This is a genomic window from Bacillus cereus group sp. BfR-BA-01330, from assembly GCF_022663885.1.
Lineage (GTDB): Bacteria > Bacillota > Bacilli > Bacillales > Bacillaceae_G > Bacillus_A > Bacillus_A cereus.
Genome location: NZ_JAKUGK010000001.1, coordinates 634161 through 654566 on the forward strand (window position 1 = coordinate 634161; position 20406 = coordinate 654566).

Consider the following 20406-nt stretch of genomic DNA (forward strand, 5'->3'; position numbering starts at 1 on the left):
TTTCGAGTTGCGCCGATATAATCGGAAAATCGCTCATAAAAATTTCACTTAATGCAGCGCGCCAAGAATTTGAAAATAACCTTTTTTAATTTTTATCTTCTTTCTCTTTAACGGCAGAAAGTACAGTTTGTTTTACCCAAGCTTTTCTTCGTTTATGCTGTAGACCCCATTGGTATAAACTTTGGGCTCCTAAAATAAGTGAAATGACAATGCCGCTAATCGCAATTAATAGAGCGAAAAATTCAAGAGGTGACGATATTTTGTTTGAATCGGTGTTTCTTAAAAGGTCAATCATAGTAAACCCTAACATTTGGCCCACTACAGAGTAGAGCGTTAAAATTAATAATAAGAGGCTATCTTTTTTAGAGGCGACATTTTCTTGATATTTAAACAAACTATCAAGATTTTGTTTCGCGTTCGAGTATAGAACCTCAATATTAAAAAGTTTTCTTAAACGAAAGAAAATATCTTCACTTTGTGATTGGGATACTAATTCTAAAGAAAAATAATTAGCAGTGAAGGAATTGATCGAATAAATTAATTTCTCTATTTCATTAGTATCTTGTTCAATGTTTAGCTCAGCATAGGCGTTAGCCATTTTTAATAAAACAATTTTATGGAATAGGTTTAATAATAAAGCGTAATAAAATTCTCCGTACATTTGACTAGCAAGTTTAGCGATTTTACGTTCTCCTTCATTTGTTACACATGTAAAAATATGTTCTTCCATTATGAAATAACGATTTGGAGCCCATCTCTGGTAAGCGTGTTTTTTTAAATAGTCATGAATGTAAGGAAGGTTATTTGCGCTCACATATGGCTTACCATCACTTGTTAATCCGGAAAGACTAGAAGTACGATAAACATCCACTTCATTAAGCTCCATACCTTCTTTTAGTGACAATAAAGTTTGGACGTACATTCTTTGGTCTTCGAAGAAAGGGAAGGTTTGAAAGTATGAACTTCTTAATCTCTTCTTTTCAAAGAAATCAGTTACACCATGAAATAAATAACCAAAAATGAATTTTTCAACTTGGGAATACTTTTTTCCGTTACATTCAATACAAATAGTCTCATTTGTATCATTTTTAGTTTCAAGTACACGGAAGCGAGCAGCGAATTCGATTGCTTCAGATAAAGTCATGTTTGGAGCAGTGTTTACTTCTGTTCGAATTGTTAAGAAGCCAAGTTCATAAGGACAAAGTGTGACATCAATAGAGTGTATCTTGAATGGAATTGAAATAAGGTTTGTTGTTAAATGTCCAGTTAAGTTAAGGTCCTTTGAATAACGTTGCAAGCCCTTTTGATGCTCTGAGTGAGGAAAGAGAATTTTATTTGTAAATGAAAGATAGTATGCTTCCATATTTTGATGTGAAACTTTAAACTCCCCATAATATGTATTTTCATCATCGAGATGATCGAGCCGAAAAGGACGAAAATCGTTTTTTTGTAAGAAAGGGAACATCTCTTGTTCATATCCAGCTTTAAACGAAAACGGGAATATAAATTGAAATATAGCTGTTGCTACACCTTTTTCCTCAATTGATTGTATTGCCTCCATCTACATTGTGTCCTTTCCATATATGCTATAGAAACAACATGCCCAAATTTATTTGAAAATAACCACTCTTTTATACTCAATTGAGAGTGAAAATTCAGCTTATTTAGCAGAGGACATGTATAATGTTATGTATACTAAAAGTTATAAAATTTTATTTTGAAAAGGGGGATGCTGTATGCGGATTTTAGTATTAGGCGCTGGTGGAGTCGGAGGATTTTTTGGTGGCAGATTAGTCGAAAAGGGAGAAGATGTTACATTTCTTGTTCGTAGTAAACGGAAAAAACAATTAGAGGAAAGAGGACTTGTAATCCGAAGTGTTAACGGGGATTTTTCCTTTCAACCGAAATTAATAACGAAAGAAGAGAGAACTTCTCCATTTGATGTCATTTTATTTTCAACAAAAGCGTATCACTTAAACGAGGCAATTCAAGATTTGAAGCCGTTTGTTGGCGAAAATACTGTAATCATTCCATTGTTAAATGGTATCGCTCATTTATCGCTATTACAAAAAGAATTCGGCGAAGAAAAAGTAATTGGCGGTTTATGCTTTATCGAGACGACGTTAAACGATCAAGGAGAAATTGTACAAACTAGCGCTGCCAACAGACTTGTGTTTGGAGAAATTAAGTCTCAAAATTCAGAGAGAGTAAAGCATATTTCTAAAGCATTTGCAGGTACGAAATCTAGTTTTGTTTTAAGTGAAAATATTACGCAAGATATGTGGCATAAATATTTATTTATTACTGTAATGTCCGGTGTGACAACGTTAATGCGTGCACCAATTGGACCAATCCGTGAAAGTGAAGGCGGCCGTGATTTTATCCGTAATGTATTTGAGGAATCTGTACAAATCATGAGAGTATTAGGAGCTCCAATAAAGGTTAATATTGTCCAGGAACATATGAAAACAATTGATAAAATTTCGTATGATATGAAGTCATCGATGCAACGTGATATGGAGAAGGGTTCGTTTATTGAAGGGAAGCACTTGCAAGGATATTTACTGGATGTAGCAGAGCAATTTTCTATAGCGGCACCATTATTAGGCACTATATATCAAAATTTAAAGGTGTATGAAGAGATGACCTTTAACAGATCTGTAATAGAATTAGATGTATGAAAAAATAAAAAAGATAGCAATATATAAGTGTATTGCTATCTTTTTTATTTTTTGTATGACAAATTATTTATTTCTTTTCGTTCTATCTGTCAAATTTATTTCCTGTTCACGTTTACCATATAACTGATTAATTTCATTTGCTACTGCATCTAAATATGAATCGGAAAAAATAGGCTTCTTTTCTTTAGACATATGGGTCTCCTTTGCGGATTTTTTAGTATTCATTATGTATATTTCTCAGTGGATTATGCGCAATCATTTTAATTTTTTTCTTATTAAAAATTTTTGTTTACTTTTTGAAAATAAAGGAGTATTATAATCCACAGTTTCAATTTTCTAAATCGCTGAAACCGCATGGTACGGGGGACCCGTTTTTACGGATTAGTACATAATCCGATGGGGTGAATCCTTAAAAAAGGTAGGGCTACTCATAGGCCCGAATCCGACAGCTAACCTCGTAAGCGTTATATTGAGAAGGAAGGTGGAGCTTGTGCGACAAAAAAAATAATGTCTACAAGTCTATTTCGCTATGGCTTGTAGACATTTTTTGTTTTCTGAGGAAATCGTTTACTGGCTGTAACAAGCAGTAAAGTTCGTACAAAATTATTGGAGAGTGGACAGCATTGGTTTCATCTATTAAAAGATTTTTAATTGGAAGACCGTTAAAATCAACGGAGCTTGGAGAACAGAAGCTTAATAAAACGAAAGCTTTAGCTATTTTATCTTCTGACGCATTGTCATCAGTTGCTTACGGTCCAGAGCAAATTTTAATTGCTTTAGCAGGTGTTGGAGCGATCGCTTATTGGTATTCCATTCCGATCGCTGTTGGGGTATTAGTATTATTGACAGCCCTTATTTTATCTTATCGTCAAATTATTTTTGCTTATCCGCATGGCGGGGGAGCGTATGTTGTATCAAAAGAAAATTTAGGGATGAATCCAGGCTTAATTGCTGGAGGATCTTTATTAGTTGACTATATTTTAACTGTTGCGGTAAGTGTGTCCGCTGGTACAGATGCAATTACGTCTGCATTTCCTAGCTTACATGCACACAACGTAATTATTGCGGTTATATTTGTTATATTAATTACGATCTTAAATTTAAGAGGAGTAACGGAATCAGCTTCCGTTTTAGCATATCCTGTTTATTTATTCGTTTTAGCATTATTTATATTAATTGGTGTAGGCATATATAATATTTTAACTGGTCATGTTTCACCCACTTTACATGCGCCGATTGGTACACCAGTTGCAGGGATTAGTTTATTTTTATTACTAAGAGCATTTGCATCAGGTAGTTCTGCTTTAACAGGTGTTGAAGCAATTTCAAATGCAATTCCGAACTTTAAAGATCCTGCGCCAAACAATGCTGCAAAAACATTGCTTGCAATGGGTGCATTACTTGCTGTGTTATTTTCAGGAATTGTGTTTTTAGCCTATTATTACGGAGTGACTCCGAGTAAAGAAGTAACAGTTGTTTCTCAAATTGCTGAACAAACATTTGGACGTAATTTCATGTACTATTTCATACAAGGTACAACAGCTTTAATATTAATTCTTGCTGCTAATACAGGTTATTCTGCATTTCCTTTATTAGCGGTTAACCTGGCAAAAGATAAATTCATACCGAGAATGTTTACGATTAGAGGAGACCGTCTAGGTTACTCAAACGGTATTATTATACTTGGAGTTGCTTCGATTATTTTAATTGTAGCTTTCCAAGGACAAACAGAACATTTAATTCCACTATATGCAGTAGGTGTATTTATTCCATTTACACTTTCTCAAACAGGAATGGTATTAAAATGGCTTCGCGAAAAGCCTGAAGGATGGGCTTTAAGATTAACGGTTAATTTAATTGGTGCAGTTATTAGTTTTATCGTAATGAGCATGTTCTTTTTAACTAAATTTGCACAAGTTTGGTCGATTCTTATTTTTTTACCAGTTATTATCTTCTTATTCCATCGAATTAAGAAGCATTATGATGCAGTGGGTGATCAATTAAGTTTAAAAACTTGCGAGCCTCTTATTCCAATTGAGGGGAATGTAATTGTCGTTCCTGTAGCAGGTATGACGCATGTAGTAGAAAATTCATTGAACTATGCGAAGTCTCTTTCGGCAGATCAAGTTATCGCTGTATATGTTGCTTTTGACAGAGAAGAAGAAAAGAAATTTGAAGAGAAATGGAAGAAGTGGCAACCTGAAGTAAGGCTTGTTACATTACATTCTCATTATAGAAGTATTATTCAGCCGCTAACGAAGTTCATTGATACAGTGCAATATAAGGCAAGTGAATCGAATTACCGCGTTACGGTCGTTATACCACAGTTCATTCCGAAAAAAGGTTGGCATAACATTCTTCATAATCAATCCAGTTTACTCATACGTGCGTATTTACTTTATAAAAGAAATGTTGTTATTACGACAGTTCCATATCATTTGAAAAAATAAGAAGATTTTTTAAGGATAGTTTCATGAAAATGAAGCTATCCTTTTTGTGTATATGCTATGCATAATTGCATACGGGGTTAAAAATTATATCAATATAATTTTACCGGTTGTTTGCAAGTAGTGTTTTCTGTTGTGATATGTAGATATTTCAATCGATAAAGTGAATCGGATTATATTTTGAAATAAGGACATGAAAGCTTGAAAATAAAGGGAATGAAAATACTTCTTTACGTTATATAAACAGCTGTGTTTAAATGACCTTACAGTACAAAACTTATATGAAAACAAAACGAAATTTCATATTTACGTATGTTGTTTAGTTTGAAATGAATAATATTTTTACGTAATATATTCACTGTGTGAATGTGAGAATTTCGATGAAATAGAAAATTTATACAATATTATTCATACTAAGCACATATGAAAAATTTTATAACAATAAGTAAGTACTGTAGCAATAACAGTTGGGAGAGATGGTTCATACATAGATCACGGTGAGAACGTTCTCTATTTTAACCATCTCAAATTATGGGCAAGAAAATAGAATAATAAAATGCGATAGTAATAGTTGCTAATACATAGGAGGAGTTAAAGTGAAAAAGACTTTAATTACAGGGTTATTGGTTACAGCAGTATCTACGAGTTGCTTCATTCCTGTAAGCGCTTACGCTAAGGAGGGGCAAACAGAAGTGAAAACAGTATATGCGCAAAATGTAATTGCTCCAAATACATTATCCAATTCAATTAGAATGTTAGGATCACAATCACCGCTTATTCAAGCATACGGATTAATTATTTTGCAACAGCCAGACATTAAGGTAAATGCGATGAGTAGCTTAACGAATCATCAAAAGTTTGCAAAGGCGAATGTACGAGAGTGGATTGATGAATATAATCCGAAGCTAATTGACTTAAATCAAGAGATGATGAGATACAGCACTAGATTTAATAGCTATTATAGTAAGCTCTATGAACTAGCAGGAAACGTAAATGAAGATCAGCAAGCAAAAGCAGATTTTATGAGTGCATATGGAAAATTACAATTGCAAGTACAAAGCATCCAAGAGAGTATGGAGCAAGATTTATTAGAGTTAAATCGATTTAAAACGGTATTAGATAAAGATAGTAACAACTTATCAATTAAAGCCGATGAAGCAATAAAAACACTGCAAGGATCAAGTGGAGATATTGTGAAATTAAGAGAAGATATTAAAAGAATTCAAGGGGAAATTCAAGCTGAACTAACTACTATTTTGAATAGACCTCAAGAAATCATTAAAGGTTCTATTAATATCGGTAAACAAGTATTTACAATCACAAATCAAACTGCACAAACGAAAACAATCGATTTTGTTTCTATCGGTACTTTAAGTAATGAAATTGTAAATGCTGCAGATAGTCAAACGAGAGAAGCAGCTCTTCGCATTCAACAAAAGCAAAAAGAGTTATTGCCACTTATTCAAAAGTTATCACAAACTGAAGCAGAGGCGACTCAAATTACATTCGTTGAAGATCAAGTAAATAGCTTTACAGAATTAATTGATCGTCAAATTACAACTTTAGAAACGTTATTAACGGATTGGAAAGTTTTAAATAATAATATGATTCAAATTCAAAAGAATGTTGAAGAAGGCACGTATACAGACAGTAGTTTACTTCAAAAACATTTTAATCAAATTAAAAAAGTAAGTGATGAAATGAATAAGCAAACAAATCAATTTGAAGATTACGTTACAAACGTTGAAGTACATTAAACAGAAAAATAATTAGCGATATAGGGAGAGAAGAAAAATGACAAAAAAACCTTATAAAGTAATGGCTCTATCAGCACTGATGGCAGTATTTGCAGCAGGAAATATTATGCCGGCTCATACGTATGCAGCTGAAAGTACAGTGAAACAAGCTCCAGTTCATGCGGTAGCAAAAGCTTATAATGACTATGAAGAATACTCATTAGGACCAGAAGGCTTGAAAGATGCAATGGAAAGAACAGGTTCAAATGCTTTAGTAATGGATCTGTACGCTTTAACAATTATTAAACAAGGTAATGTTAACTTTGGAAATGTATCGTCTGTTGATGCGGCTTTAAAAGGGAAAGTAATTCAGCACCAAGATACAGCTAGAGGAAATGCGAAGCAATGGTTAGATGTATTAAAACCACAGCTTATTTCAACGAATCAAAATATCATTAACTACAATACGAAATTCCAAAACTATTATGATACTTTAGTTGCTGCAGTTGATGCAAAGGATAAAGCGACTCTTACGAAAGGCTTAACTAGATTATCAAGTAGTATTAATGAAAATAAAGCGCAAGTGGATCAGTTAGTAGAAGACTTGAAGAAATTCCGAAATAAAATGACTTCGGATACGCAAAACTTCAAGGGTGATGCAAATCAAATTACATCTATATTAGCTAGTCAAGATGCAGGAATTCCGCTTCTGCAAAATCAAATTACAACGTACAATGAAGCGATTAGTAAATATAATGCAATTATTATCGGTTCATCTGTTGCGACAGCTCTAGGACCAATTGCAATTATCGGTGGTGCAGTAGTTATTGCTACGGGTGCAGGAACACCGCTAGGAGTAGCATTAATTGCAGGTGGTGCAGCAGCTGTAGGCGGTGGTACAGCTGGAATCGTATTAGCGAAGAAAGAGCTTGATAATGCACAAGCAGAAATTCAAAAGATAACAGGACAAGTTACAACTGCGCAATTAGAAGTAGCAGGATTAACGAACATTAAAACACAAACAGAGTATTTAACAAATACAATTGATACTGCAATTACAGCGTTACAAAATATTTCAAACCAATGGTACACAATGGGATCAAAATACAATTCTTTACTTCAAAATGTAGATTCTATTAGTCCAAACGACCTAGTTTTCATTAAAGAAGATTTAAACATTGCGAAAGATAGCTGGAAAAACATTAAAGACTATGCAGAAAAGATTTATGCTGAAGATATTAAAGTAGTAGATACGAAAAAAGCATAATTGAATACGAATCGTTAGAGCGTTAAGTGTTGATGAATGATTTGAAGCTCCTGTTCAGTTGTGAGCAGGAGCTTTTGATATCCTTATAAGGAGAATAGGTGAAAAATATGCAGAAAAGTTTTTATAAAAAATGTCTTTTAGCGGTAATGATTGCTGGGGTGGCAACGAGTAACGCATTCCCTTTACATCCTTTTGCAGCAGAACAAAATGTAAAGGTGCTACAAGAAAATGTGAAAAACTATTCTCTTGGACCAGCAGGATTCCAAGATGTAATGGCACAAACGACATCAAGCATATTTGCAATGGATTCATATGCAAAATTAATTCAAAATCAACAAGAGACGGATTTAAGTAAAATAAGTTCGATTAATAGTGAATTTAAAGGAAATATGATTCAGCATCAAAGAGATGCAAAAGTTAATGCAGCATATTGGTTAAATAATATGAAGCCTCAAATTATGAAAACAGATCAAAATATTATAAATTACAATAATACTTTTCAATCGTATTATAATGACATGTTAATAGCGATTGATCAAAAGGATAGCGGAAAATTAAAAGCGGATTTAGAAAAGTTGTATGCAGATATTGTAAAGAATCAAAATGAGGTAGATGGATTATTAGGAAATTTGAAAGCTTTTCGCGATAGAATGGCGAAAGATACAAATAGTTTCAAAGAGGATACAAATCAGTTAACAGCGATATTGGCAAGTACGAATGCTGGTATTCCAGCTCTAGAGCAACAAATAAATACATATAACGATTCGATTAAAAAGAGTAATGATATGGTCATTGCTGGTGGCGTACTTTGCGTAGCGCTAATAACATGTCTTGCTGGCGGGCCGATGATTGCGGTTGCGAAAAAAGATATCGCAAATGCAGAAAGAGAAATCGCTAATTTAAAAGATAGAATTTCAGGAGCGCAAGCAGAAGTCTTAATTTTGACTGATGTAAAAAATAAAACAACAAACATGACAGAAACAATTGATGCAGCAATTACAGCACTACAAAACATATCAAATCAATGGTATACAGTAGGTGCAAAATATAATAATTTACTACAAAACGTAAAAGGAATTAGTCCGGAAGAGTTTACGTTTATAAAAGAAGATTTACATACAGCGAAAGATAGCTGGAAAGATGTAAAGGATTATACAGAAAAATTACATGAAGGCGTGGCGAAGTAAACAGTGGACTAGTTCTGCTGTTTATTTTTTTATCCTGTTTTTTGTGAGAGTTGAACTTGCAATTATATATAAGTTTGTCATGTGTTTTATCCATGTGTGTATAAAAATCTTTTCGTTATCGCTCCCTTTGATAGAATCTATTTTTATATGGTTTTTTACCGAGTTTTTTAAAAATTAAATTTTATGGCTTGATAATTCATTTAAAATGATTTAATCTTATATCAAATGATATGTTTATCTATCAAAAATGCTTTTGTAAAGATAAAGGAGTGATTGAGAATGTTAAACGCCCCATTGATGGTAAGTCTTTAGGTACAGCAGCATTGAAAAGATTGGGAAGAACTGAGTGAGCTTTCACAATAAAGAACTCTATAACTTTATGTAGTGTTTGATACCCTTCGATTAGATTTTTTGAAAAACAAATCAATATTAATTGAATCAAAGTTTAGAAATTAAATATATGAGTAGTAGAAAAAATCCATTAGTTGTTATCATGTTCTAATAAAAAATGGGAAATGGAAATTCTGAGAAAACCTGTTCAGAAAGTAAGTTAGTGAGGGGAATTCAAAACCAATTTAATAAAAGCGAGGTAAATAATATGACTTTTGAAGAAAAATTACAAGCATATGCAGAACTTACGGTGAAAATCGGTGTCAATATTCAACCAGGGCAATACTTATTAGTCAATACATCAGTGGATGCGTTGGATTTCGCCCGTATAGTTGTGAAAGAGGCTTATAAGGCTGGGGCAGGGCTTGTTCATGTTAATTTTTCGGATGAAGAAATGGAACGTGCTTACTTTGATTATGCCTCAGATGAAGAATTTAATCGCTTCCCAGAGTGGATAGTCAAAATGAATGATGAGCTGATCGAACGTAAAGGAGCACTATTAATGATAGATGCTACAGATCCTGATAAATTTACAGGTATTTCATCTGATCGTCTAGCTACCTATCAAAAGGTAGCAGGAGCTGCTCTGAGAAACAATCGCAACGCCGTAATGAAGGATTCAATAGCTTGGTCGATGGTAGCAGTTCCTTCACCAAAGTGGGCATCGAAGGTGTTCCCAGGTTTAGCAACTGAGGATCAAGTACCAGCATTATGGGAGGCTATTTTTAAAGCTGTTCGTATTGGTGACGGCAGTGCTATTGAAAAATGGCGTGAACATGTAACAAATTTAGAATCTCGTGCGGTCCTATTGAACGATAAAAAATATATGAAGCTTCACTATACAGCGCCAGGTACTGATTTAACAATTGCATTAGCACCACAGCATAAATGGGTTACTGGAGGTGGTAAAACTCCTGATGATACTATCTTTATGGCTAATATGCCGACAGAAGAGGTTTATACGTTACCGATGAAACAAGGTGTAAATGGCTATGTAAGCAATACAAAACCATTAGTTTATCAAGGGAATATTATCGATGGCTTTAAACTGACATTTGAAGAAGGAAAAATTGTCAAAGCTGAAGCACAGGTAGGACATGATTTATTACAAGAGCTTATTAATGTGGATGAAGGCTCTTGCTATTTAGGTGAAGTAGCACTTGTACCACATGAATCACCAATTTCAGCATCGGGAATTTTATATTTTAATACATTGTTTGATGAAAATGCATCGAACCATTTAGCGATTGGTAAAGCTTATCCAACTTGCTTAGAGGGTGGAAGAGATTTAGAAAACGATCAGCTTGAAACGTTAGGGGCAAATATTTCAGTAACACATGAGGACTTTATGATTGGCAGCAGTGAGATGGACATCGACGGTATTCTACCAGATGGAACTGTAGAACCAATTTTCCGTAAAGGTAGCTGGGCATTTTAAGTTTTTAATTTGAATAAAGGAGTAGAGTGGATGAAACGGTTAAGCATAATTGGTGCAACTATATAGGTGTTTCATCTGCTTTTGGTTAGGCTGAAAACTACCTCTTTAATTAGAAGTAAAATGCATGCAAAGGAGATAGGCCAATGAATTTCTGGGAAGTTGTTTTGATAGTAGTGAATTTTAGTCTATTGAGTTGGATACTGTTAATAGGCAGAGAAACAAAAAAGTGGTCTAAATTAGCTACTTTGATTGCCGTTGTAATGGTTACAGTTCAGTTATTGGCAGAAGGTTTTAGGTGGCAGATGATTCCGGCATATGTATCCCCAGTTATCTTAATTTTATGCTATTTATTAACTGGGCAGAAAAAGGGCTTTAGAAGTTCGGGTATATTCATGGTTAAGACTTCGTTACTATGTATCTATTTGTTTGTAGCAGTTGCGCTACCCTTACTTATGCCAGTATTTTCATTTGAAGAACCAACTGGTCCACATAGGATCGGTACGAAGCTATATCATTGGGTTGATCATCAGAGAAATGAACCATATTCGAAAAATCCAAATAATTGGCGCGAACTGATGGTGCAAATTTGGTATCCTGCAGCTGAAAAAAGCAAGGGGGATCCAGAACCTTATATTCGTAACATAAATGAGCTCTCCAAGGGATTGGAAAAAACATTGTCTATTCCTGCATTTGCATTCAGCCACATGGAATTGGTAAAGTCTCATTCGTTTATGGATTTACAACTCTCAGACTCAGAGAATCACTATCCCATATTACTCTTCTCTCATGGTTTTAATGGTTTTCGTAATCAAAACACGTTTCAAGTTGAGGAGTTGGCTAGTCAAGGATATATTGTTCTAAGTATCGATCATACCTTTGATGCTGCAGCTACCGTCTTTCCAGGTGGTCGAACTGCTTACGTACAGCCCATCAATTTAACTGATGAAGGAGATAGTCACATAAAATTATGGGAGGAAGATGTCAGCTTTGTCCTTAATCAGATAGAGAAACTTAACGAAAACGATGAGACCGGTTTCTTTACAGGAAGACTGGATACCTCGCGAATTGGAATGTTTGGCCACTCTTACGGTGGAGCTACCGCAGCACAAATACTTGCAAAAGATTCTCGTGTCAAAGCAGCTATCAATATGGATGGTACATTGTATGGTGAAATCTTGCCTGAAAGTGGCATTGGAAAACCATTTCTGCTCATGAATGCAGAAGAGCCTGATGAAGCAGATCCCTTTGAAGTGAGGGAGCGATACGGACGCGGGTTAGCTGGCGGTGGTATGTCAATGGTCATTCCTCATACGGATCATACAAGCTTTACCGATTTACATTTGTTCTCACCTCTGTTGCAGAGCCCAGGTGAAAATCCAAAGGAAGTTCATCGTATTATTAACGAATTCAGCCTGGCATTTTTTGACCAGTATGTAAAACAGAAGGATGACGGCTCAACCCTTAAAAGGCTGATAACCCAATACCCGGAAGTGAATTTTAAAATAAACCGATAACTTTATGCAGAAAGTAACTCGTACCATTTCCTTTGGCTCTTGTATTTATTACATTAAAGAATTTAATTTCTTCATCGTTATCTAAATAATGAAATGCTAAAAATGAAACATTCAAAGTACTATCAGTTTCAGGAATATAATTCTTTTTGAAAAGCTACATTCAGCAGCTGGACACTTTATTTGAGATTGTTTATTATAATATCAAATGATATATTTATCTATCAAAAATGACGACTTTATACAGAAAAAGGGAGAGATTGACGATGAAGAAAGACTTGTCAGCGTTGAAGGAAGCGAGATTTAATGCAATTCTTGATTCAGCTACTATATTGCTTGTTGAAAATCCTACTGCTTCGATGAATGAAATTGCGGAATATGCGGGAATTGGAATTGCTACACTCCATCGCTACGTCGAAAGCAGGGAGAAATTGATGCTGTTCTTGGGCCATCGGGCTATACAACTGGTAAGTGATACTGTAAACCAGATTCCACTGGATGAGGAAAGAAGCGAAAACTATATCCCAGAACTTATTGAAGCGTTAATCCCTTTAGGTGACAAAATCTATTTTCTAGGTCATGATGCATCTGTATTTAACAACAAAGAATTAGGTGAAGCAGAAGAGAAGCTGAGGGAACCCTTAAGACGCGTTATTGAATTGCTACAACAAAGAGGTTACTTTCAGCAAACAGTTAGCAGTGAATGGATTTTGAATACGCTTTATGCTCTGCTTTTCCATACCTGGGAACAGGTACATGAAGGAAATGTGGCTAAAAAATCTGCTGCAGAGCTTGTTTTAAATACATTTTATTATGGTTTCAAAGCTAAGGATGAATTGAGAGGGAAGTGAACTGATTCAAATCCATGATAATTAATATTAATAATATAGAAAGTGAAAAGGAGCAATAGGATAATGAATAAAATCTCTATTGTAAAGGCTGTTCATCAATCCATGGTCGGCGCCCAGCTAAATGTAATGGCATTGGAATACATGGCGTTTCCACTTGCAGGATCTGAGGAGAAGAACACAGTCGATTGGACATTTTGTAAGCTATGGCGGCAGGAGAACAACCGTTTTAGTCATCAATACGCCTATGAAGCTCAAATGGACGGGAAAACTTTAGGGATGATTACTTGCTATCCCATACCCGTTTTAAATCGTCTTGCCTGGCCCACTTTTAAACAGCTGCTTTCGTTCCGAAAGCTGGGTTTTGTTGTTTATAACATTCTGAATATCAAAATGCTTTATTCCATGTTTACCTTGAAGGAGGGAGAAGATGACGAGTTTCACATCGGAACAATTGCCTTACTGCCCGAAAGTCGAGGACTAGGGATAGGTACCAGATTAATTGAGTTTGCTGAGGAACAAGCTTCGCTGCAAGGCTTTGCCAAATGCTCTCTGACGGTAAAGAAAGAGAACCAACTTGCTATTAAATTGTATCAGAGGATAGGCTACCAGATTACAGGTGAAATCAATAAACCAAAGTTATCGTTGTACAGAATGGTCAAAAACGTAGAACCTTACAACCATTTATAAAAAATTTGTACAGTATTAGAGGGTACCAGCACATGCCCATAAGCTTAAGGATTCAAAATTACCCCAAAGTAAAAAATGTACATTTTTTACAAGTTAACACAAAATTTTAGCTTGATAGTGATGGGATGAGGCTTCTATATAAAAAAACACAGTTTACACTCAAACTGTGTTTTTTCGACGTATAATGCTTTATCAACATCTCTTTTTATTCTTTAAAATCTGCAACAGAACCAGGCCCCTCCTCAAAGTATAAATTCCAAGGGAGGACCGTTTTTTAATTTACTTATATACGTACAGCTGTACCACTGACAGCAACCATTAACATTCCATCACGTACAACTTCGTAATCTACGTCAATACCAACGATAGCGTTCGCACCTTTTTGTTTTGCAAGTTCTTTCATTTCGTCCATTGCAATATCACGAGCGTCTTTTAGCTTACTTTCATAAGCACCAGCACGGCCACCGACAACATCACGAACTGAAGCGAATAAATCGCGGACAATGTTTGCGCCCATAATAGCTTCACCATTTACAATATCAATATACTCAATAATTTCTTTACCTTCAATTCCAGAAGTTGTTGTTACAATCATGACCGACACTCTCCTAATAAGTTGTAGTTTTGATAAGATTTCTTATGCCTTAGAAAAAGTGGTTCTGGTACCAAAAATACTCGATAGAAACATAGAGTATTTTTGCATCAAAACCTTCAATTACATATGTCTTGTTATGACATATGCAATTAAATAAAAGGAATAAAATTGTTTAACATATGTATCGCTATAACATATGCAAGGGATCTATTAGAAATAAGATAAGCCGCAGTAAGCATCACCGTGCCAGGTAAATATATAGCAAGATCCGAAAGTTGATTTGAATGAAGACCTGCAAAAATTATAATCGAAACGATGGATGCAATAGCAGTACCAACATATTCCGAAAAACGATTCACTAATATATGACGAAATATGATTTCTTCAATTATTGGCCCTATAATCCCAAATAGAAGTAATGTGAATATAATAGGCACCTCTGCGCCCCTTGTAAGGACCTGTTCTTGGTTCTCTGGCTGACCTATGTTTAGAAAATGCATAATAGAATTTTCCACAATTACCATAAGTAAAACCACCATAGGAATGCTTACTATTTTCAAAATTGTTTTCTCTTTAAAATAAGTAAAACTTTCAATAATTTCTTTCCTAAAGAAAATTATTCCTACAATAGCAGGTACAGTCAAACCGATGGCACTAAGAGCAAATTCTGATTCAACTAAATTACTGTTAGTTAAAAGTGATAGGCCAAATAATATGAACAAGCCAATTTGGAGTAGTGCAAACATTGTATAAACTATTAGCATAATAATTTCTTTTTTATTCATTTTTATAAAGTTCACTTTATTGCCCCCGTAATTAAATTACCTATAATCTTTGATTTTTCTTTCTGCATAACGTTCTCCTTCTAAATATATTTATATTAAAAACCGGACGGTTCGGTCTGAATCGAAATCTAATGATACTACAAGTTTCTAGTTTTTTAAACCCTTTTAACGAAATCAAAATGGTAAAAAGCAAATATATTTATATCTCAGTTGCTTTGTTACAATTTAATTCCAATAATCATTAATGATTAATCTTTTATAGAATGAAGTGAGAGTGGGGTGGTTCAAACACTTTAGCTAAACATATTAATAAAAATTATATATAATAATCATAGTCTATACGTTAAAATTAACTATATATTTTTACACCTTCTACAATTGTAGGTGAAATTAGTTGTATAACAGGACTGAATTAAATAATTGGACATGTTAATTTTGACAGAAAATTTATTTGAATGATATAGATAATACAATTTGATTACCTCTTTTCAAACTGTATTGTTTGAGGTTCACATAATATAGGGATGGATAATATATTTTTGTTCCAAACTTATTTATACTTACAAAAAAATTCAAGAAAATAGATGGTAAATATCACCTGGAATATTAAGCTCGTTTTTATTAGGAGGATTACAAAGTATGACTAAAGTTGATAAGATTAAAGAAAAAATTATTGAAACATCTTTATATTTATTTAATACTAATGGGATAACTCGCACATCCATACAGGATATAATGACAGCTACTGAACTACCTAAAGGATCTATTTATCGTAGATTCAAAAGTAAAGAAGAAATTGTCCTTGCTGCCTATGACAAAAGTGGTGAGATTATGTGGAGTCATTTTCATAAAGCAATGGAAAATAAAAAGACAGCAATTGATAAAATCCTTGCAATTTTCCTTGTATATCAAGATGCAGCTAATAATCCTCCTATTGCTGGAGGCTGTCCATTACTTAATAGCGCAATTGAAAGTACTGGAGTATTTCCAGAATTACAAAAAGCAGCAGCAAAAGGTTATGATGATACAGTAATGTTAATGGCTTCTCTCATAAAAGAAGGAATAGAGAAACAAGAACTTAAAGAAGATATAGATATTATATCGCTCGCTTCTTTTCTTGCATCTTCAATGGAGGGAGCTATTATGGCAAGTCGCGTATCTAACGATAATATACACCATCATTATTTTATTGAACAAATAAAACATCATCTTTTCACTTATTCTAAATAAGTGAGAACTTGCAGTGTTTCCATCCGATTTTTATAAACTTAAATTGAATAAATACCCCTTATGAACAGTATCTTTTGTTTATGAGGGGTATTTGAATAGCTTTTTAGACGATATTCATGTTTCTTATTGAACGGCTTTGTTATCGTTACTACAGAAAAAGCAATAAAGAATTACATATAAACCGATTTATATGTTTTAAGTGTTTCTATATTGGGTTTGTAAATCTACACAATAAGGTTTCATTGTATATAATAAGTGGAATAGAAGTTTAGTTAGATAAAATCCGGTAGTCGAATTTTTTTGCATAAAGCTGTATAATGCTTGTAACGAAAGGGAAATACAGGAAGGGATTTGTAATGAGTTACTATGGAAAAAGATAAACAACAATTAAGCGTTGAAGTTGCAAGATTATATTATCAATCAGATTATAGTCAGCAAGAAATTGCTAACAAATTAAATATTTCAAGACCGACGATTTCTAGATTGTTAAAGTACGCGAAAGAAAAAGGGTTTGTTCAAATTAGCATCGCCGATCCATTTGCGGATTTAGATAACGTTGGGAATTTACTGAAAGAAAAGTACAACTTGTTAGAGGCACATGTTGTATTTTCTCCAGTACCGGAATATGCAACGATTACAGAGTATATAAGTAAATATGCTGCTGAGTATATGGAAAAGACGGTTAAAAACGGTGATATTGTTGGTGTAAGCTGGGGCATGACTATGTATGAAATCGCTAGAAAAATCGTACCGCAACATGTAAAAGGGGTAGAGGTTGTCCAGCTAAAAGGTGGTATTAGTCATTCAAGTGTAAATACATATGCGAATGAGACGATAGCTTTATTTGCAGATGCTTTTCAAACGACGCCAAGAAATCTACCTCTTCCAGTTATATTTGATAATGCAGTGACAAAAGAATTAGTGGAGCAGGATCGACATATTCATCACATTATCGAAATGGGAAAACAAGCGAATATTGCAATTTTTACTGTAGGAACAGTGCGAGACGAAGCGTTATTATTCCGATTAGGTTATTTCGATAAGGATGAAACAAATTTACTCAAAAAACAATCGGTCGGTGACATTTGTTCACGTTTCTTTGATGGAGACGGAAATATTAGTAGCGAAGAAATCAATAAGCGTACCATTGGAATTGAGTTAGAGGAACTGAAATTAAAGAAACGCTCTATTTTAGTTGCAGGTGGTAATAGAAAAATAAAAGCAATTGATGGTGCGTTACGTGGCGGGTATGCGAATGTATTAATTATCGATCAGCATACAGCAAAAGAACTGTTACATTATCAAAAAGGTTAGAAATAAAAGGAGTTCTCAAAATGTTAATTTTGAGAACTCCTTTTATTTTGTTATGTATGAATGATAGGAGTCTTTTTTGAACACAATTTGCCTTTTTAAAAATAATTATGGATATGGAGATACATACTACCATTGTTAACATAGAAAATTTGATTATATAGGAACTGTTCTTTGTTAGAATGCGCTTTATTTACTACAAGAAAATTCCTTTTAAAAAAGAATGAACAAAATTTCAAAAGTGTATTTACATTTGTTCAACTAAGAGTTAGAATGAAGTTGTTAAAAGATATGAGGAGTGAAGATAATGAACATTGCAAAGTTAATTGACCATACAATTTTAAAAGCTAATACTACTAAAGAAGATGTTATGAAAGTAATCGAAGAAGCAAAGGAATATAAATTCGCTTCTGTTTGTATTAACCCAACATGGGTAAAATTAGCGGCTGATGAACTAGCTGGACATGATGTAGACGTTTGTACTGTAATCGGTTTCCCATTAGGAGCAAGCACTACTGAAACAAAAGCATTTGAAACAAAAGATGCTATTGCAAAAGGTGCAACTGAAGTTGATATGGTAATCAACGTAGGCGCTTTGAAAGATGGCGACAACGAATTTGTTGAAAAAGACATTTATGAAGTAGTACAAGCAGCAAAAGGAAAAGCTCTTGTAAAAGTAATCATTGAAACTTGCCTATTAACAGATGAAGAGAAAGTACGTGCTTGTGAATTATCAGTAAAAGCTGGTGCTGATTTCGTAAAAACTTCAACTGGATTCTCAACTGGCGGAGCAACTGCTGAAGATATCGCATTAATGCGTAAAACAGTAGGACCAAACGTTGGTGTAAAAGCATCTGGCGGTGTTCGTACACGTGAAGATGCAGACAAAATGGTAGCTGCTGGAGCTTCTCGCGTTGGAGCAAGTGCTAGTGTTGCAATCGTATTAAATGATGCAAAAGGTGCTACAGATAACTACTAATCGATAAAAGCTTAAAGCAATAGATATACGTTTAAAGTATATCTATTGCTTTAATAATTGAAAAAAATGTAAGCGGATACGAATGGGAGGAAACGGCTTATGAAATACTTAATCGGTGTTTTTGGCCTCGTATTGATTTTAGGTATCGCTTGGCTTGCTAGTAATGATAGAAAGAAAGTCAAATATCGTCCAATCATAACGATGGTTATATTACAATTCATTTTGGGGTTTCTATTATTAAATACAAGTGTAGGGAATATATTAATTAGCGGAATAGCAGATGGTTTTGGAGAGCTATTAAAATATGCCGCTGACGGTGTGAATTTCGTATTTGGTGGATTAGTAAATCAAAAAGAGTTTTCGTTCTTTTTAAGTGTATTAATGCCAATCGTATTTATATCAGCCTTAATAGGTATTTTGCAACATATTAAAGTATTACCTATTATTGTGAAATCTATCGGTCTAGCATTAAGTAAAGTAAATGGAATGGGGAAACTAGAATCATATAACGCTGTTGCATCTGCGATTTTAGGACAATCTGAAGTATTTATTTCAGTTAAGAAACAACTAGGGTTATTGCCAGAGAAAAGAATGTATACATTATGTGCATCAGCAATGTCTACAGTTTCTATGTCTATCGTTGGATCATATATGGTGTTATTAAAACCACAATATGTTGTAACCGCTTTAGTGCTTAACTTATTCGGTGGTTTCATCATTGCTTCTATCATTAACCCATATGAAGTTACTGAGGAAGAAGATATGTTAGAAGTACAAGAAGAAGAGAAGAAGACCTTCTTTGAAGTATTAGGGGAATACATTATTGATGGATTTAAAGTTGCGATTACAGTAGCAGCTATGTTAGTCGGTTTCGTTGCTCTTATCGCATTCATTAATGCAGTATTTAAAGGTGTAATCGGTATTTCATTCCAAGAAATTCTTGGTTATGCATTTGCACCATTTGCATTTATTATGGGTGTACCTTGGCATGAAGCAGTTAATGCCGGAAATATTATGGCAACAAAATTAGTATCAAATGAATTTGTCGCTATGACAGATTTAGCACAAGGAAACTTTAATTTCTCAGATAGAACGACAGCGATTATCTCTGTATTCTTAGTTTCATTTGCAAACTTCTCTTCAATTGGGATTATTGCAGGGGCAGTTAAGAGCTTAAATGAAAAGCAAGGGAATGTAGTCGCAAGATTTGGTTTGAAATTACTATTCGGTGCAACATTAGTAAGTTTCTTATCAGCAACAATCGTTGGCTTATTATTTTAATAGATTTATATAATATAAAAAGGAATGGTG

Annotated in this window: 17 protein-coding genes and 1 riboswitch; of the genes, 13 read left to right on the top strand and 4 right to left on the bottom strand. The window is 34.1% G+C overall.

Going from position 1 to position 20406, the window contains the following annotated elements:
• Positions 1-85: 85 nt before the first annotated feature.
• Positions 86-1561, bottom strand: coding sequence for a hypothetical protein (locus MR112_RS03285; RefSeq protein ID WP_025710134.1), 1476 nt, complete (start codon positions 1559-1561; stop codon positions 86-88).
• 175 nt (positions 1562-1736) lie between these two features.
• On the opposite strand from MR112_RS03285, the gene panE reads away from it, so the two are divergent.
• Positions 1737-2681, top strand: coding sequence for a 2-dehydropantoate 2-reductase (gene panE / locus MR112_RS03290; RefSeq protein WP_001221903.1), 945 nt, complete (start codon positions 1737-1739; stop codon positions 2679-2681).
• Positions 2682-2744: 63 nt separating this feature from the next.
• On the opposite strand, the gene MR112_RS28750 is transcribed toward panE, so the two are convergent.
• The gene (locus MR112_RS28750; RefSeq protein ID WP_000031873.1) at positions 2745-2873 is read right to left on the bottom strand and encodes a hypothetical protein; all 129 of its coding nucleotides are present in this window, start codon (positions 2871-2873) and stop codon (positions 2745-2747) included.
• A 140-nt stretch (positions 2874-3013) separates the two neighbouring features.
• Positions 3014-3160: riboswitch (cyclic di-AMP (ydaO/yuaA leader) on the top strand.
• Between the two features lie 144 nt (positions 3161-3304).
• On the opposite strand from MR112_RS28750, the gene MR112_RS03295 reads away from it, so the two are divergent.
• The 8 genes from MR112_RS03295 (at position 3305) to MR112_RS03330 (ending at position 14195) form a co-directional block, all read left to right on the top strand.
• The gene (locus MR112_RS03295) at positions 3305-5131 is read left to right on the top strand and encodes an APC family permease (RefSeq protein WP_000254887.1); all 1827 of its coding nucleotides are present in this window, start codon (positions 3305-3307) and stop codon (positions 5129-5131) included.
• Positions 5132-5724: 593 nt separating this feature from the next.
• Complete coding sequence (nheA, locus tag MR112_RS03300) at positions 5725-6885, top strand: non-hemolytic enterotoxin NHE subunit A (RefSeq protein ID WP_000751827.1); 1161 nt, start codon at positions 5725-5727, stop codon at positions 6883-6885.
• A gap of 37 nt (positions 6886-6922) precedes the next feature.
• A complete protein-coding gene (gene nheB / locus MR112_RS03305; protein WP_000162968.1) occupies positions 6923-8131 on the top strand; it encodes a non-hemolytic enterotoxin NHE subunit B in 1209 nt (402 codons plus the stop codon).
• Between the two features lie 107 nt (positions 8132-8238).
• Complete coding sequence (gene nheC / locus MR112_RS03310; RefSeq protein ID WP_063246126.1) at positions 8239-9318, top strand: non-hemolytic enterotoxin NHE subunit C; 1080 nt, start codon at positions 8239-8241, stop codon at positions 9316-9318.
• A 598-nt stretch (positions 9319-9916) separates the two neighbouring features.
• Positions 9917-11146, top strand: coding sequence for an aminopeptidase (locus tag MR112_RS03315; protein ID WP_000141967.1), 1230 nt, complete (start codon positions 9917-9919; stop codon positions 11144-11146).
• Between the two features lie 143 nt (positions 11147-11289).
• Positions 11290-12660, top strand: a complete 1371-nt coding sequence (locus MR112_RS03320; RefSeq protein WP_063246125.1) for an alpha/beta hydrolase family protein — start codon at positions 11290-11292, stop codon at positions 12658-12660.
• Between the two features lie 263 nt (positions 12661-12923).
• Positions 12924-13508, top strand: a complete 585-nt coding sequence (locus MR112_RS03325) for a TetR/AcrR family transcriptional regulator (RefSeq protein ID WP_000710981.1) — start codon at positions 12924-12926, stop codon at positions 13506-13508.
• Between the two features lie 63 nt (positions 13509-13571).
• Complete coding sequence (locus MR112_RS03330; protein ID WP_001033856.1) at positions 13572-14195, top strand: GNAT family N-acetyltransferase; 624 nt, start codon at positions 13572-13574, stop codon at positions 14193-14195.
• 283 nt (positions 14196-14478) lie between these two features.
• On the opposite strand, the gene MR112_RS03335 is transcribed toward MR112_RS03330, so the two are convergent.
• On the bottom strand, positions 14479-14790 hold the full coding sequence (locus MR112_RS03335; protein ID WP_242244779.1) for a heavy metal-binding domain-containing protein: 312 nt from the start codon (positions 14788-14790) through the stop codon (positions 14479-14481).
• A gap of 149 nt (positions 14791-14939) precedes the next feature.
• Positions 14940-15590, bottom strand: a complete 651-nt coding sequence (locus tag MR112_RS03340; RefSeq protein ID WP_001009308.1) for a CPBP family glutamic-type intramembrane protease — start codon at positions 15588-15590, stop codon at positions 14940-14942.
• Positions 15591-16214: 624 nt separating this feature from the next.
• Here MR112_RS03340 and MR112_RS03345 point away from each other — a divergent pair.
• The 4 genes from MR112_RS03345 (at position 16215) to MR112_RS03360 (ending at position 20376) form a co-directional block, all read left to right on the top strand.
• Positions 16215-16805: a TetR/AcrR family transcriptional regulator gene (locus MR112_RS03345; protein ID WP_025687223.1), complete on the top strand. Its 591-nt coding sequence runs from the start codon at positions 16215-16217 to the stop codon at positions 16803-16805.
• Positions 16806-17171: 366 nt separating this feature from the next.
• Complete coding sequence (locus MR112_RS03350) at positions 17172-18119, top strand: sugar-binding transcriptional regulator (RefSeq protein ID WP_000409781.1); 948 nt, start codon at positions 17172-17174, stop codon at positions 18117-18119.
• Between the two features lie 304 nt (positions 18120-18423).
• Positions 18424-19095, top strand: coding sequence for a deoxyribose-phosphate aldolase (deoC, locus tag MR112_RS03355; RefSeq protein ID WP_001017440.1), 672 nt, complete (start codon positions 18424-18426; stop codon positions 19093-19095).
• Positions 19096-19194: 99 nt separating this feature from the next.
• Positions 19195-20376 (top strand): NupC/NupG family nucleoside CNT transporter, encoded by a 1182-nt coding sequence (locus MR112_RS03360; protein ID WP_000876188.1) that lies wholly within the window; start codon positions 19195-19197, stop codon positions 20374-20376.
• Positions 20377-20406: the final 30 nt, after the last annotated feature.